This window comes from Sorangium sp. So ce131 (assembly GCF_051519095.1).
Taxonomy (GTDB): Bacteria; Myxococcota_A; Polyangia; order Polyangiales; family Polyangiaceae; genus Sorangium.
Genome location: NZ_CP150455.1, coordinates 7,960,952 through 7,976,981 on the forward strand (window position 1 = coordinate 7,960,952; position 16,030 = coordinate 7,976,981).

The 16,030-nt window shown below is 71.5% G+C and carries 7 protein-coding genes; 3 read left to right on the top strand and 4 right to left on the bottom strand.

Features of this window, described 5'->3' with window-relative positions; genetic code table 11:
• Window positions 1-35: 35 nt before the first annotated feature.
• Window positions 36-1,802 (top strand): OmpA family protein, encoded by a 1,767-nt coding sequence (locus tag WMF43_RS29030; RefSeq protein ID WP_437669498.1) that lies wholly within the window; start codon window positions 36-38, stop codon window positions 1,800-1,802.
• The gene (locus tag WMF43_RS29035; protein ID WP_437669500.1) at window positions 1,799-5,086 is read left to right on the top strand and encodes a Kelch repeat-containing protein; all 3,288 of its coding nucleotides are present in this window, start codon (window positions 1,799-1,801) and stop codon (window positions 5,084-5,086) included. The genes WMF43_RS29030 and WMF43_RS29035 overlap by 4 nt, the downstream gene beginning before the upstream one ends.
• Here the strand turns inward: WMF43_RS29035 and WMF43_RS29040 are convergent.
• The 4 genes from WMF43_RS29040 to WMF43_RS29055 all read right to left on the bottom strand — a co-directional run bounded on the left by WMF43_RS29040 (window position 5,003) and on the right by WMF43_RS29055 (window position 12,610).
• Window positions 5,003-5,917 (bottom strand): hypothetical protein, encoded by a 915-nt coding sequence (locus tag WMF43_RS29040; RefSeq protein ID WP_437669502.1) that lies wholly within the window; start codon window positions 5,915-5,917, stop codon window positions 5,003-5,005. The genes WMF43_RS29035 and WMF43_RS29040 overlap by 84 nt on opposite strands.
• Complete coding sequence (locus WMF43_RS29045; RefSeq protein ID WP_437684108.1) at window positions 5,914-6,972, bottom strand: PEGA domain-containing protein; 1,059 nt, start codon at window positions 6,970-6,972, stop codon at window positions 5,914-5,916. Before WMF43_RS29045 ends, WMF43_RS29040 begins: the two co-directional genes overlap by 4 nt.
• Window positions 6,972-8,687: a protein kinase domain-containing protein gene (locus WMF43_RS29050; RefSeq protein ID WP_437669504.1), complete on the bottom strand. Its 1,716-nt coding sequence runs from the start codon at window positions 8,685-8,687 to the stop codon at window positions 6,972-6,974. The genes WMF43_RS29045 and WMF43_RS29050 overlap by 1 nt, the downstream gene beginning before the upstream one ends.
• A 293-nt stretch (window positions 8,688-8,980) precedes the next feature.
• The gene (locus WMF43_RS29055; protein ID WP_437669506.1) at window positions 8,981-12,610 is read right to left on the bottom strand and encodes an FG-GAP repeat protein; all 3,630 of its coding nucleotides are present in this window, start codon (window positions 12,608-12,610) and stop codon (window positions 8,981-8,983) included.
• Between the two features lie 418 nt (window positions 12,611-13,028).
• On the opposite strand from WMF43_RS29055, the gene WMF43_RS29060 reads away from it, so the two are divergent.
• The gene (locus WMF43_RS29060; protein WP_437669507.1) at window positions 13,029-15,953 is read left to right on the top strand and encodes a DNRLRE domain-containing protein; all 2,925 of its coding nucleotides are present in this window, start codon (window positions 13,029-13,031) and stop codon (window positions 15,951-15,953) included.
• Window positions 15,954-16,030: the final 77 nt, after the last annotated feature.

Sequence of the window (16,030 nt, forward strand, 5' to 3'; positions counted from 1 at the left end):
TGGCTGACACGCGGGTGCATTAGCATCGCGCGTCCATGAGGCTCTCGCTCGGGACGGCACTGCTGCTGGCCACGCTCCTTCTGCCCTCGCCTGTGGCGGCGCAGTCGTCAACCGCCATCGCGCTGGACCAGCTCGACCCGTCCCCGGCCGGCGATCCCTTCTCCGGGGTTCCGTCACCGTTCGTGGACGGCCACCTCGTCCCGCGGGGCCACGCGTCGATCAGCTACGCCGACGCGCCGCTGGCGCTCGCGCAGGGCGAGCGCCAGCGCGAGGTGGTGGGGAGCCAGGCAATCCTGCACCTAGGTGCGTCGCTCTCGCTGTGGGATCGGTTGCTCGTGGCCGCTGCGCTGCCGCTCGCGGTCGCGCAGACCGGCGACGGCGCGGCGGTGCCAGGCGAGCCGGCGGCGCCGGGCGAGCCGGCGCCAGGTGCGCCGGACTCGCCTGCCGTCGGCGATCTGCGCCTCGGCGTGCGCATCCGGGCGCTCGGGGAGGAGAACGGGCCGGTACAGCTCGGCGCCAGCTTCGGCGTGCACCTGCCAACCGGCGAGACCGACGCGTACATGGGCGAAGGGGCGGTCCGGGTCACGCCGCAGCTCCTCGTCGGCGGGCGCGTGGAGCGGCGCTTGGTCTGGAGCGTGGCGGCGGGCGCCACGTTCCGCAGCTCCGGGAACCCCTCGACGGTGATCTACGGCGGCGGCGCGGCGCTGCTGCTCTGGGACGAGCGGCTGCAGGTGGGGCCGGAGATCTACGCCGCCACGCCGATCCAGGGCGGCTCGCTGGGCCTCTCCGACCGGACGCGGGTGGAGCACTCGCGCGCGACGCGCGCTGAGGTGCTGCTCGAAGCACGGGTGCGGCCGCTCCCTGGGACGCCGCTCGGCAGCCTCATGGTGGGCGCCGCCGGGGGACCGGGGCTCGGGGAGGGCCTCGGCACGCCGGCGTTCCGGGTAGTGGGCATGCTGGCCTGGGCGCCGCCCGCAGGCCGCGAGAACGCGGCGGCGATGGCGGATACGGACGGGGACGGGCTGCTCGACGCGGAGGAGGCGTGCCCGTATGCGGCCGGGCCGCGCAGCGCAGACAGCAAGCGCAACGGGTGCCCGGCAGAGGACCGGGACGAGGACGGGGTGACGGACCCGGACGACGCCTGCCCGGAGAAGCCAGGCGAGGCAGGCGCGGCGGGCGAGACGAGCGCGCGCCGGGGGTGCCCGCTGGATACGGACGCAGATGGATTACAGGACGCGCTCGACTTCTGCCCGAAAGACCGCGGGCCGACCGACGGCAAGGACACGAAGCCGGGATGCCCCGCGCCGCCACCGCCGCCGCCGGTCACGGATGCGGACGGCGACGGGCTCCTGGATCCAGACGACGCCTGCCCGAGGGAGAAGGGGCCGGCCAGCGAGGACGCAGGCGCGCGCGGCTGCCCGACGCGGGTGCGAGTGCAAGGCGAGGAGGTCGTACTGCTCGAGCCGATCGGGTGGAAGGGGGTGCAGGCGCTGCAGCCGGCGATCGACAAGCGATCGATGCCGGTGCTGGAGGAGCTGGCGGCGGTGATCCAGGACCACCCGGAGTGGGCAAGGATCGAGGTGCAGGCGCACACCGACAGCACGGGGGACCCGAAGTTCAACGAGATGGTCTCCGCAGCGCGGGCGGAGGCGGTGCGCAAGTGGCTCGTCGAGAAGGGGATCGCGCCGGAGCGGCTCGTGGCGAAGGGGTACGGCGCGAGCAAGCCGCTCGCGGACAACACGAAGGCGGAGGGGCGGGAGAAGAATCGGCGGGTGCAGTTCCTCGTGCTGGAACGGAAATGACGACCTCCCGCCTCGGTGGGAGACGGCGGCGGTCCGTCGCACTGGAGCTCGCACCTGCGCTCGCCCTGGCGTGCAGCGCAGGGATCGAGATCTCGCCGGCCGCGGCAGCCGAGGCCGGCGCGACGCCTGGCGCGGCGCGCTCATCCCCCGACAGCGATGCGCTGCGCGTCGCGTTCCCCGGGCTCGCCGCGCACGTCCTGGAGCCTCCCGGCGGCCACGCGTTCGAGGACCGGGGTGATGCCTTCGCCCTCCGCGCTGCCGAACACGGCCCGAGCGGCCGTCTGGATGCGTACATGCCGCGCGCCGGTACCGAGGAGATCGTGATCCAGGCCGCTCAGGGCTTCACGGTGCGCGTGCGCGCCCTAGGCATGGCCGAGCAGGCGCGGCCCGCAGGTCGTGCCCTCGCCTACGCGCGATCCGGGGGCACGTCGTTCTGGAGCGCCACGCCCGAGGGACTCGAGGAATGGCTCTACCTGGAGCGCGGCGTGGTCCGCGACGGCGATGTTGTCGCCGCATGGGAGGTCGACGGCGCAGCCTCCGTGGCGCAGGACGGCGCGGCGGTGCGGATCAGCGACGCAAGCGGGGCGGCGCGGATATGGGTCTCGGCCCCCGCCGCCTTCGCCGAGGGGGACCGGTCGATCCCGGTCCGGCTGGAGACGGACGGCGCGCGCATCACCGTGCGCGTCGAAGAGGTCCACGGCGAGGCGGTGCTCATCGACCCCTCGTGGACGGCGGCGGCGCCCATGAGGACACCGCGCCAAGGCCACGCTGCGACGCTGCTGGCGGACGGGCGGGTGCTCGTGATGGGAGGCTACGGCGCCGATCTCACGACGGCCACGACCGCGGAGATCTACGACCCGACCTCGAACACCTGGTCGGATGCAGCGCCGATGACCTACGGGAGAGCGAGGAATCATGCAGCGACGCTGCTCCCGAACGGCAAAGTCCTCGTAGTCGGCGGCGAAGCCACAGAGCTGTACGACCCGGTCACCAACAGCTGGACGCCAACCGGCCGGAGCCACGGCGCGGGCTCAGCCATTCTCCTCGCAGACGGCACCGTGCTCGTGGCGGGAGCAGGCCCTACCGAGCTCTACGACCCCGTCACGAACGTCTGGACCGCACGGACCCCTGGAGGTCGGGGCGCTGCGGTGCGCCTCGATGACGGCCGCGTGCTCTTTGCATATGACAGAACATCGATGGTCTACACGCCGCCGACCGACACCTGGAGCGGTCCCTTCTACAAAGATCATCCCCACACGGAGCCCAAAATGGTCTTACTGCCGAGCGGCCGGGCTTTCGTGCTCGGCGGGCCGGCCGAGGATCGACCCGAGTATTACTATCAGCGCGCCGAAGAGTTCGACCCGGCGACGAACACATGGGCGCTGTCGAACGGGTTTTCTCGCCTGGGCGGCATACTCCAGCCCACGGTGACGCAGCTGCAGGACGGCACCACGCTCATCGCCTGGGGAATGGAGATGCTCCTGGGCGACGGGTATCGCACGATGAACACCGAGAACGTCCGCTACGACTCGATCGCAGGGAGGTCCCTCGGCGTCGCGCCCGGCGGCCAGCCGCGCGCGGGCCACACGGCTACGCTGCTCCGAGACGGCCGTGCCCTGTTCGTCGGCGGCAACGGGGCGGCGATGGCAACGGACCTCCTGCGCAGCGTCGACCTCTACAATCCGGGCACCCTCGGCAGCGGATGTCTCGCGACGGCCGACTGCGACGGTGGCACCTGCGTCGACGGGCGCTGCTGCGCCAGCGAATGCATGGACACATGCTACGCGTGCAACGTGCCTGGCCGAGAGGGAACATGCTCGCCGGTGTCCGCCGGTACGCCGGACGCCTGCCCGCCGAGGATGGCCTGCGACGGCGCCGGAGAGTGCAGAGCAGCTGGCGCAGAGAAGGGCCAGGCGTGCGCGGACGGTTCGGACTGCCTGAGCGGCTCCTGCGCTGACGGCGTCTGCTGCGAGGACGACTGCACCGGCACGTGCGAGCGCTGCGGAGCCGACGGCGCCTGCAGGCCCGTCCCGGAAGGCACCGATCCGGACGCGGAGTGCGATCCCGGCGAGACCGCCTGCGGCGCCCCCGGCCTCTGCGACGGCGCCGGGGCGTGCCAGCGGCCGCCGCCCCCCGGAATCGCGTGCGGGCCTGCCGCGTGCGACGGCAGCACGCTGAAGCTCGCCGACACCTGCGATGGAGAGGGGACCTGCGCGCCAGGCGGCGAGCAGAGCTGCGGCCTGTATCGGTGCGCCGGCGACGCGTGTCCATCGCGCTGCGACGACGACCTCGAGTGTGTCGAGGAGGCCTATTGCAGCGCAGCGCAGTGCGCCGAAAAGCGCGACGTCGGCGAGCCGTGCGAGACGCCCAGCGCGTGCCGGCGCGGGACGTGCTTGGAGAACCGGTGCCAACTGGACGCCGACGGCGACGCGATCCCGGACGACCGAGACAACTGCGACAGGCCGAACACGACGCAAGACGATGCCGATGAGGACGGCGTGGGCGACGCCTGCACGGACGACGACGACGGCGATGGCCTTGCCGACGACGCGGACAACTGCCCCGTGACGCGGAACGCGGACCAGCGGGACGGCAACGGCGACGGCGTGGGCGACGCGTGCGACTGCGCCAGTCCTGGTAAGGACAACGGCGACCCCTGCGACGACGGTAACGCGTGCACGGTGGGCGACACCTGCCAGGGACATGTATGCGCCAGCGGGGAACCGTTCGAATGCCCGCAGCCGGCGGTCATCGACTGCAGCGAGCGCATTTGCGTGCCAGCGAGCAGCACGTGCGCGCTGATCTACAGGCCCGACGGCACGCCTTGCCAGGGTGGATACTGCCTCGCCGGAGGCTGCTTCGAGCCGGACGCGCCGGCGGCGAGCTCGAGCGCGGGCGCCGGCGGCTCCGGGGAGGGCGGCCAGGAAGGCACAGCAGCAGGCGGGACGAGCGGCGCGAGCGGCACAGGTGGCCACGGTGGAGTGCCGGACGCGGGCGGCGCGACGGGTGCGCCCGGCGCAGCGGAGGACACGACGACCCGCTTCCGCGGGAACGGGTGCGCCCTCGGGCGGCAGGAAGGCTCCCCCGGGCAGCAGGAAGGGCGCCGCGCGCTCTGGGTGATCGCCGGCCTGCTGATCGCCCTGCGGCGCCGGCGCGCGACGCAGCATGCCCGGCGGGTGGGGCAGAACGCCGGCGGATCCCTACCCGCCGCCCACCGCCGACGCCGGCCCGCAGGTCGGCTGCGCCAGGACCTTCTGCGCGCAGGCCTCGCCCACCGGCGTTGATGCCGCCGGCATCCACCACACCTTAAGCACCTTGCCCTCAGCCTTTTGGGTGCAAACCTCCGGCGGCAGCGCGACGACGCCGTCGTGCTGGCGAAAGCCGGCCTCGCCGCCCGCATCGAGCGCCACGAGGCAACGCGCGTGGTCGTCACAGTGGCCGCGCAGGGAGCCTCCCGGCGCCGTCTCCAGCGCGACGTTCACCGGATCCTTCGCCTCGAAGGAGCAGTCGCCGCCGAGATTCGCGATCTCAGTGGCCCCCGCGAAGCAGCGCGCCACGTCGAAGCACCCGGTGCCTTCCTGGCCGCTGCTCCCTCCGAACACGTCCTCGGGCGCATAGTCGGGCAGCAGTGCCGAATCCACCTTGGCCGCGACGCAGGCGCCCGCCACGCAGGTCTCGCCTGCGCCGCACTCATCCTCGACGTCGATCGCGCCGAGGGGGCCTCCCCCCATGCGCGCCGAGCCGCCGCACAGGAAGTGCAGCGGCAGATGCACCAGCGCCACCCGCTCCTCCGGGACCGTGGTCACCACCTTGCGCAGGATCCGCGGCTCGTTGGTCGCCCACGCGATCGCATGGAGCGTCACCTCGACCCCGGGCTCCTCGGTCACCACGCCGAGCGTGAAGGGGAGCCGGGCGCCGGCCTGCTCGCTCCCGAGGCGCTCGTACTTCCGCAAGAACTTCACGTCGCCGCCGCGCCGCACCTCGAGCTGAACGGCGTCGATGTCGTCAGGCACGCTGAGATCGGTATGGACCGCGACCATCAGCTCGCTGGGCGAGGAGCACCCCCCGACGGCGATCAGCCCGAGGGCCACCGCGACGCGCGCCGCCCGCCTCATCGAGGCTCCCCGAAGCGCAGCGCGAGCCCGCCGCCACGGCCGGCCACCCGTACGGTGCGCGGCTCGACGCTGCCCGGCACTGGCGGCTCGGGGAGAAAGACCAGCGCGCCCGCCACGACGGCGCCCGCGAGGAGGGCCGCGCCGCCGCCGGCCCATAACCAGCGCTCGAAGCCGCCGTCGTTTCGCGGCGTGAGGCGCACGTCGATGCGGCGCACCTGGTCGTCCTTCAGCATGACCTCGGCCTGGTGCGCGAGCATACCCGGGGCTGTCACGCGCAAGGTGTGGCCTCCGCTCGGGAGCGAGCCCTCCCACCCACCGCGGCCAACCACCCGGCCGTCGATCGCGATGAGGTCGTCCGGCTCGGCGGCCACGATCAGGCGACCGCGGTGGATCTCCTTCTCGAGCACCACGCTGAGCGCCGTCTCTCCTCCTCCGACGACCTTCCGGGTGATCGCGACGTCCTTGAACCCCGGCTTCGCGACGCGGATGTTCCGCTCGCCGACGTCGAGGAGCACCCGCCGCTCGAGGGGGGTTGTCCCGACCGCCCGGCCGTCGACGAAGACCGCCGCGCCTTTCTCGCTCACCAGGAGGTCGAGGCGGCTCACGTAAGGCTTGGTGGCCTGGATGAGCGCCTCGGCATCCTGTCGCTCCTGGGGCGAGAGATCCGGGCCGCGCTCGCGGAGCAGCTCCTCGATGGTCGCGAGCACCTGGCTGTACCGCTTGAGGTGCCACTGGCAGAGGGCGATGTCCCAGAGCACGCGCGGCTGCTTCTGCGACAGCTCGTAAGCGCGCTCGAACTTGATGATCGCGTTGGCGTAGTCGCGGTCCTGGAACAGTACGAGGCCGGCCTCGTACTCTGCGCGGGCGAGGCCGGTGAGCACCTCGACGAGGGGCCTCGCGGATGCCGCCGTGTCGGCGGTCGCGGGCTGCGCCGGCGCAGTCTGCGCGGCGGCCTCGCCGGCAAGCGCGACGGCGGTCGCGATCGCCGCAGCCCAGCGCACGCTCGTCGGCAGCGGTCGCCCCCTGCGTGCGAGATCGATGCGGCGTAGGGACATCACGGGGTGGCCTTCCCGCCCGAGTTCGGCTGCTGATTCTGGCTCGCCTGTCGGGTCAGGATGTCGAGCGGGTTCTCGGGGCGAGGTGGCGTGTTCGAGACGGTCGAGGCCCCGGCTTGCGCCCGCGAGGTCGTCGAGGTCGGCGCCGCGACCGGCCTCGGCGCGGGCTTCGGCTGCGGAAGCGACGCGCTCGCGACCTGGTTGCGAACCGGCGGCGTCGCGGGATTCGACGGCGCGGGCGGCGGCGAGGTCGTGGAGGTCGGAGCCGCGTCTTCCGTCGGGGCCGACGGCGCCGGTTCGACCTTGGCGGTCTGCGAAGGCAGCTGTGGATCGGGCACCGGGGCCGGCAGCACCTGCGACGCCGTGTTCTCCGGAGACAGCTCGGGCTTCGGAGACAGCGCGGCGTTGTCCGCGTTGCGCGCCCAGAGCTGCGAGACGACGACCACACCACCGGTCATCGTGAGGAGCGCCACGACGACCGCGGCGACGAGCCCCGCCGCCCCGCGCCGCGCGGCCGACCGGGCGCCCGGCGCGGCCGCAGCGCCCGCCTCCGCGTCCGGCGAGAGGCTGCTTCCAGGGCCCGAGGTCACCTGCGCCGTGCGCGCCACCGCTCCCGGCGGCACCGAGGCGCGGGCGGGAGGTTGCGAGAAGGAATGGCCCGGCACGGCCTGGCTGGCGGGACCTGCCTGGCCTGGCGGCGCCGTGGAGACGCCCGACGCATTGAACGCTGAGAGCGAGGGCCGCGAGCCGAACGGCATCGAAGGGCGCCCGCTCGAGGGCGAGGCCGCCGTCAGGCCGAGCGTGCGCAGGATCCTCGGGACCGAGACCTGCGCCTCGACCGAGGCGAAGGGGGCGAGCGCCTGCACCAGCTCGCCCATGTTCTGGAAACGCTCCTCGCGCGGCTTGCGCAGGCAGGCGAGGATCGCCGAGTCGAGCTCCTCCGGGAGGTCGGGGCGGAAGGCCCGGGGAGACGTCGGCGGATGCATGGTGACCATCGCGAACAGCTCCCCGAACTCGGTGGTCTCGAACGGGAGTCGGGCGGTGAGCAGCTGGAAGAGGACCACGCCCATCGACCAGATGTCCGCGCGGGCGTCGACCGAACGCGCCGACCGGAGCTGCTCCGGGGACATGTAGAGCGGCGAGCCGACGATGGCCGTGGTGCGGGTGAGCGCCATGGCCGGCTGCCCGTCTGCGCCGGTGTCGCCCGGCGCGTCCACGAGGGCCTTCACGATGCCGAAATCGAGGACCTTGACCATCTGCGAGCCGTCGGCCGCCGTGGTGAGGAACAGGTTCGCGGGCTTGAGGTCGCGGTGGACGATGCCCGCGGCGTGCGCCTCGGCGATCGCCTCGCAGGCCTGGAGCACGTAGGTGACCGCCTCGTCGATGGCGAGCGGGCCTGTCTGGCGGATGCGCTGCGAGAGGTCGGCGCCCTCGAGGTACTCCATCACCATGTAGGGCGTGCCGTCCTCGAGCGTGTCGACGTCGGTCACGCGGGCGACGTGCTCGCTCTTGAGCCGCACGGCCGCGCGGGCCTCGCGCAGGAAGCGGTGAATCGTCTCCTGCGTGGCGCCAGGGAGCAGGAACTTCATCGCCACCCGCTGCTGGAGCTGCTGGTGCATGGCGGCGACCACCATGCCCATGCCGCCCTTGCCGAGCACGCGCTCGACCCGGTACTTGCCTGCCAGAACCTGGCCCTCGATGATCGGTGCGCTCACGGCGAAACTCCCTGCGGCGGCGGCTTCGAGAGGAAGCCAGGGGGTACGTTATGCGATCGGGGAGCGGGTACCAAGACGGTAGAGGAGGGCGCTCGGGAAGATGTCGCGGAATGACGCGGAGGCGTTCAGGCGAAGAGACCGGCCGCTGACACTAGGCGTGTGCGAGGCGGGTCGGTAAAACGGGTGTTCCGGCGCGGCGCTTCCGGAGCGACGCGCGAGGTGCACATGCGGTGACGCGTTACGCCGGGTGCAGCTGGTGTTTTGCGGTCGTCGGTGCGCGCTGCTGGCTCGGATCAACGCGCGCTGCTGCCCCGGACGGCTCGTGCCCTCGGGCGGACGCGGCGCGCGGCGAGCACCAGGCCGACGAGGAGGGAGGCGAGTTCGCCGTCGGAGGCGCGTGGGCTCCGGGTCGCCAGCGCACAGCCGCTGCCTTGGAGGCGCAGCGGGGCGCTCTCCGAAAGGTCGGCTGTCGGCGGTGCGCCGCCGGCGCCTCCGCCCGCTGCGGCGGTCGAGGAGCTCACTGCGTCCGCGCCGGCGCCAGCGCCAGCGCTGCCCCCCTCACCGGCCCCGCCGCCGCCGGCGGTCGTGGTGACGGCGGACTCCCGGATGAGGCAGCCGCCCGCGACGCACTCGCCGCCAGGGCACGGGGTGCCGTCGATCGCATGGCTCAGCACGCAGGCGCCCGTGGCCGGAATGCACTCCGCGATCCGGCAGGCCACGGGCGCGGGCTGCGGGCAGATGAACGGGTAAGACCCGACACATACGCCGCCCTGGCAGGTGTCCGCCGAGGTGCAGCGATCACCGTCGTCGCAGGCGGCGCCATCCAACTTCGACGGGTCGCCGCAATCGCAGGCGTCCCCCTCGCGATCGCCGTCCGCGTCAGCCTGCTCGGGGTTGGCGGACAAGGGGCAGTTGTCGTCGCCGTCGACGCGCGTATCGTTGTCGTCGTCGCTGTCGCAGGCGTCTCCGTCGCCGTCACCGTCGGTGTCCGTCTGGGTGGTGTCCGGGTCCGAGGGACAGTTGTCGTCGCCGTCGGCGACGGCGTCGCCGTCCGCGTCCACGGCGCAGCGGCCAGCGAGGCAGGCGCCGCCGAGGCACTCTTTGGGGAACGCGCAGCCGGCCGCCAGCGGCTTCTTCGAGAGGCAGGCGCCGCCCGCGCAGTAGGCGGTATCGACGCAGTCGGTATCGCGATAGCACGCCGAGGGGCAAGCACCTGCGGTGCAGCGGTAATCGCCGCAGGCCATGGGGTCGCCCGGAACGCAGGCGCCGAGTCCATCGCAGGTGGGCGCGGGCTGGAGCGCCGGGCCGCTGCACGACGCCTCGCCGCAGACGGTCCCCCGCGGGCGCTGCGCGCAGGCGCCCGCGCCGTCGCACGCGCCGGTGGCGCCGCAGAGCAGCGTCTCCTCGGCGCAGTCGTCGTGAGGATCGCCCCCGGCCCGGGCGGGTCCGCAGACGCCGTCGGGGCCGTCGGCCTTGAGGGCGGCCGCGCAGGCCATGCACGGGGCGTCGCAGGGGAAATCGCAGCAGACGCCGTCGACGCAGAAGCTGAGCGCACACGCGGCCGGGCTGTCGCAGGGAGCGCCGATCCCGGTGCAGAGGCCGCCGAGGCAGAAGCCGCCGGGGCAGGGTGCGCCATCGGGCCGAACCGGATCGGAGCAGAGGCCCGTCGCGGGGTCGCAGACGCCCGCGTCGTGGCAGGCGTCGCGCGGCGCGCACACGACCGAGTGCTCGCCGGCGCAGACGCCGCTGGCGCAGACGTCCGAGGTGGTGCAGGCGTCGGCGTCGTCGCACGGCGTCCCATCGGGGCGCGGCAGATTGGAGCAGAGGCCCGTCGCGGGGTCGCAGACGCCCGCGTCGTGGCAGGCGTCGCGCGGCGTGCACACGACCGAGTGCTCGCCGGCGCAGACGCCGCTGGCGCAGACGTCCGAGGTGGTGCAGGCGTCGGCGTCGTCGCACGGCGTCCCATCGGGGCGCGGCAGATTGGAGCAGAGGCCCGTCGCGGGGTCGCAGACGCCCGCATCGTGGCAGGCGTCGCGCGGCGTGCACACGACCGAGCTCTCGCCAGTGCAGGTGCCGGCCCTGCAGACCTCGGAGGTCGTGCACGCGTCGCCATCATCACACGCGCGTCCATCCTCCAGGACGGCGCAGATGCCTTCGACCGGCGCGCCAGCCGCGATCGAGCAGGCGTCACAGGTGCCGCCATCACAGGCGCTATCGCAGCAGACACCATCGACGCAATGACCGCTGGCGCACTCTGTATCCATGGCGCACGAGCCACCGTTGAGCGTGAATACGTACGCCGAGCCGGCATTCGAGCCGCCGTCGTCATGCAGGGAAGCCCCCGCGAGGGCAGTGTCACCCGACAGCGCGACCGGGGCGCTGAAGTTGTCGCTCGCTGCCAGATCGAGCGGAACGATCTTCGCCTGCTCGGTCCACACGCCGTCGGTCCGCACGAACACGTAGGCCGAGCCGGCGTTCGAGCCGCGGTCGTCATCCCCGACGGCTCCGACGAGCGCCTTGTCGCCCGACAGCGCGACCGACCAGCCGAAGCCGTCGCCCGCGGCCGCATCGCTTGCCCGGAGGATCGGCTGCTCGATCCACGCCTCGCCGCTCCGCGCGAACGCGTAGACCGAGCCCGTGCTCGTGCCGCCGTCGTCGTCCTGGTAAGCGCCCACGAGCGCGCTATCGCCCGATAGCGCGACCGAGGAGCCGAAGCGGTCGCCTGCGGCCGCGTCGCTCGCCCGGAGCTTCTGCTGCTGGGTCCACGTATCACCCGTCCTCACGAACATGTAGGCCGAGCCCGAATCCACCAGACCGCCGTCTTCCCCGTACGCTCCCACGAGCGCGGTGTCGCCCGAGAGCGCGACCGACCAGCCGAAGCTGTCGCTCGCGGACGCGCCGCTCGGCCGGAGCTTCTGCTGCTGGGTCCACGTACCGCCCGTCCGCACGAACACGTAGGCCGAGCCCGAGTTCGCGGCCCCGTCGTCATCCTGGTAGGCGCCCACCAGCGCGGTGTCGCCCGAGAGCGCGACCGACCAGCCGAAGTTGTCGTTCGCCGCCGCATCGCTGGCCCGCAGCTTCTGCTGCTGGGTCCACGTACCGCCCGTCCGCACGAACACGTAGGCCGAGCCCGCATTCGCGGCCCCGTCGTCGTCGCCGTACGCTCCCACGAGCGCGGTGTCGCCCGACAGGGCGACCGCGTAGCCAAAGTTGTCACCTGCCGCGCCATCGTCCGCGAGGAGCTTCGCTCCCGGGATCCAGGTGCTGCCGACCCGGGCGAACACGCGAGCTGACCCCGCGCTGTCCCCCTTGTCGTCGTCGCCATAGGCTCCCACCAGGGCGGTGTAGCTCGACAGCGCCACCGCGCAGCCGAACAGATCACTCGCCGCGCCGTCGGGCGCGCGCAGCTTCGCCTGCTGCACCCAGATCAGCGGATCCACCACCACGGGGTACGCCGCCCCTCGGGCATCGACGTGGATCGCCACGATGTCGCGTTCTGCCGTGAGCCACGCCGGCAGAGGTCTGCCCGTCGCGTCCTCGACGTGGAGATCTCCGTACTGCATGCGCCTCGCGCCGCCCGGCTCGCGCAGCACCACGGTTCCGCCCGAGTTCGAGAGCTCCGCCTCCACCTCGCCGTGCAGCGCGAGCGCGATCACAACCTCGTCGCCCGGGCCTGCCGCACGGCACCCCGGCGCTGCCGGCAGGGTATACCCATGCTCCAGCCCGCGCGGACCATTCACGTACCACTCCACCAGCTCGCCGGCCGAGCCGGCCTGTCGGTGGTATTTCACGACATCGTCATCGGTCACCGGCGCCGCCCCATCGAGCGGCTGGAGGTATCCAGCACAGCCATACAGCGTGCTCGTGAGTCCGACGTACCAGTCTCGATGCTCCACCCGGACGACATCCGGCGCGAAGGTCACCTCGAATCCTTGCCTGGGATTGTACGCCCGCAGCACGTCACCCGCCGACGCCGGCCGGTACACGTCCGGCGCCAGCACAGGTTCCAGGCGCGCTGCCCCAAGCGCTGGCGAGGGCGACCGCTCCGCCGCCGCTGCGCGCTCGTCGGTTGCGCCCCGCGGCCCGTCGCTTCCGCACCCCAGCGTCGACCCGCACACAAGGGCCAACCACAGCGATCCGCGCGTGCGCCGCATCCGTATCCCTCCAGCCCAGCGGCGCGCAGCATCCCACAAAACCAGAGTAGAACCAAGGATTTGTGCGATACGCATCACAAACCCTGACGGGAGCATCGACGGTTCCGCTAGACTGCCGCGATGCACGTCCGGACGTCGGCGTGTCCCGGTAGCAGCCGACCCGCGTGCACTGGAACAGGAGCAAGGTATGAGACGTCTCGGTGCTGCGAGCGGCGAAACACGGCGCTCGGCACGGAAAAGAACCCTTGGCGCGGCGACGATCGCCCTCCTCGCGGCCACGGCGGTGACGACGGGCGAGGTAGCGGCGCAAACGACTCCGGTGCCGCCGAGCTCGGCGATCAGACAAGATCCCGGATGCAAGGAGAACCCGCTGCCCGAGACTGATGATGAGCTCTTTGGTCCCATCCCCCTGGCTGACCCTGACGACGAGCCATTCACGGTTCTGTTCGGCGGGATGTTTTACTCCCATGTGTACATTCACAACAATGGGTTCGCAACCTTCGAGGCACCCATCGGCCCGTGGTGGAGGCTATGGCGAGATACCGCTCCAATCATGCCTCTCATCGCAGCGTTCCTCGCGGACGTCGACACGAGAGGTGAGGGATCGTCGACAGTGACCTACGGACATATCGCTCTCGAAGGCCGCCGCGCGCTGTGCATCAACTGGATCGACGTCGGTCGCTTCGAGAGACAGGCTGACAAGCTGAACAGCTTCCAGATGCTGCTCATTGAGACGCCGGCGCTCGGAGCGGGGGGATTCGAGGTAGAGCTCAATTACGACAGAGTCGAGTGGGACTACGCCGTCGACCCAGCCTACGCCGCGCGAGCCGGCATCTTCGATGGGGCGAGCTTCCTAGATGCGCTGCCGTATTCCGGGAACCCGGACGGCCTTTTGCTGGACGAGAACGGAGGACTCGTCGAACAAAGCATAAATTCGACCCAGCGCGGCCGATATCGATACCCAATGACCAACGAAATCGCTACGTCGTCCACAATCGTGACCGGGACGGTACTCGATCCGAACAACAACCCTATCGGCGGAGGTCTTGTCACAATATGCCCGTTCCCCCTCTTGGATCCATCGCGATGCAAAATCACCCGCTCCGACAAGAATGGCCGTTTCCTCGAGAAGGGGTTCGACCCAGCGATCCTTGCAGACTCCCCCCGATGGACTGTCGTCGCGGACCCCCCGGACGATGCGGATCTCCCGGACGATGAGAGCCGCTACTTCCGGTCCGGCGAAGTACACATCGAACTGAGCGACGGCGAGATCGTCGCGGACATAGAGACGTTTCTCTCTGCTAAGGCGGGAGTACCTGCCAACACGGCGATATCCCCATCCGTGCTCGGCCACAACCGCACGCCAACGGTCTACTGGGACTCGACCATCAATCTCAGGACCGAGGGGTGCGAGGGCGCCACGGCGACGTATACGATCGAGGGAAGCGACGGGGTGTTGACGGGGGCGATGTCCCAGGCGTCTCCGCCTGGAACGTACGTGGCAGATGTTGCGCTGCAGCGGCAGCTCCATGGCTGGGTCCAATTCACGCTCGCTCTCGTCTGCCCTGATGGCACTTCTGGGGACTACCGATTTGACGTGTACATCGACCCGAGCGGCTGGGTGCGCAATACCCGCGGAGAGCCGCTCGTGGGCGCGACCGTCACGCTCCTCCGGGCCGACGCGGCCTACGGTCCCTTCCTCCCGGTCCCTGACGGGAGCGCCGTCATGTCGCCGACGAACCGCGCGAATCCGAGCGTGACAGACTCGGAAGGACATTTCGGCTGGGATGTGGTGCCGGGCTATTACGTCGTCCACGTCGAAAAGGACAATTGCGTATCACCCGTGGATCCAGCGCAGGCGTATGTCGAGACCGAGGTGCTGCCCGTTCCTCCGCCCTGGTTCGATCTCGATCTCGTGCTCGACTGCGACGGCACGACGCCGCCCGCCATCCACGTGCCGGGAGGCGTCGTCGCCGAGGCGACCAGTCCCGAAGGCGCGGCGGTCTCCTTCGTCGCCACCGCGGAGGACGATGTCGACGGCACGGTGCCGGTCGCCTGCGCTCCGGTCTCGGACAGCCTCTTCCCGCTGGGGGTGACCACGGTCGTATGCACGTCGGTGGACACGGCCGGCAACGCCGGCGCGGTGAGCTTCGAGGTGACGGTAGTCGACACGACGCCGCCGGTCGTGACCGTCCCTGCCTCCGTGGCGCTGGAGCCCGAGGGGGCCGCGGGAGCGACGGTGTCCTACAGCGCGGCTGCGGTGGATCTCGTGGACGGTCCCCTGCCGGTGGTCTGCGTCCCACCGCCGGGGAGTGTATTCACGACGGGCGGGACGACGGTGGTCTGCAGCGCCGCCGACGCCCAGGGGAACGCGGCGACGGCGTCATTCGATGTCGAGGTGTACGCGTTCGTCGATGACGATGGCGATGGGCTGAGCGAAGGGGTGGACAACTGCCCGGCTGCCGCGAACGCGAGTCAGGCGGACGTTGATGCCGACGGTGTCGGCGACGCGTGCGACAACTGCGCCATCGACGCGAACCCAGACCAGGGCGACATCGACGGCAACGGGGTCGGCAACGCGTGCGACCCGGTCTGCGTGAGGATCGAGCGCGGCGTCTCCGGAGGCGTCCAGGACGCGTACATCGCGACGGGCGAGCCGAGGAACCGGGCTGGCGCGTACGAGTTCCTCGCCACCGGACTGCACTCCTCGGGCGAGAAGATGAGCCTCCTCGCGTTCGATCTCGGCGCGATCCCGGAGGACGCCACGGTCGAGTCGGCCACGCTCTCGATCTCGATGCAATGGGAGGCGACGTCGGGCACCGTGGACGTGCACGCGGTCACCGCCCCGTGGTCGGAGGCGACGGTCACCTATGCGAGCTTCGGCGCCGCGTTCGATCCCGCGGTGGAGGCCTCGTTCGTCGCGCCTGCCAGGATCGACGCGCGGCAGTCATGTGATTTGACCGCGCTCGCGCAAGCGTGGGTCGACGGGTCGCAACCGAACCACGGCATGCTGCTTCGCGAGCTCGGGGCCAGCAAGCACAGCTTCCGGGCGAGCGAGCACGCGAGGGCGGACGCGCATCCCAGGCTCGACGTCTGCTACGTCACGCCCTGAAAGTGGCGCATCCCGCAGGTTGCCTGCTCCCCGGACCAAGCTGGGCCGGCGTCGCGTCGAGCCCCTGCGTGGAGCAC

Excerpts from the sequence above, each read along its gene's own strand:
- WMF43_RS29030 (WP_437669498.1), top strand. The coding sequence starts at position 36 with ATGAGGCTCTCGCTCGGGACGGCACTGCTGCTGGCCACGCTCCTTCTG.
- WMF43_RS29035 (WP_437669500.1), top strand. The coding sequence starts at position 1,799 with ATGACGACCTCCCGCCTCGGTGGGAGACGGCGGCGGTCCGTCGCACTG.
- WMF43_RS29040 (WP_437669502.1), bottom strand. The coding sequence starts at position 5,917 with ATGAGGCGGGCGGCGCGCGTCGCGGTGGCCCTCGGGCTGATCGCCGTC.
- WMF43_RS29045 (WP_437684108.1), bottom strand. The coding sequence starts at position 6,972 with ATGTCCCTACGCCGCATCGATCTCGCACGCAGGGGGCGACCGCTGCCG.
- WMF43_RS29060 (WP_437669507.1), top strand. The coding sequence starts at position 13,029 with ATGAGACGTCTCGGTGCTGCGAGCGGCGAAACACGGCGCTCGGCACGG.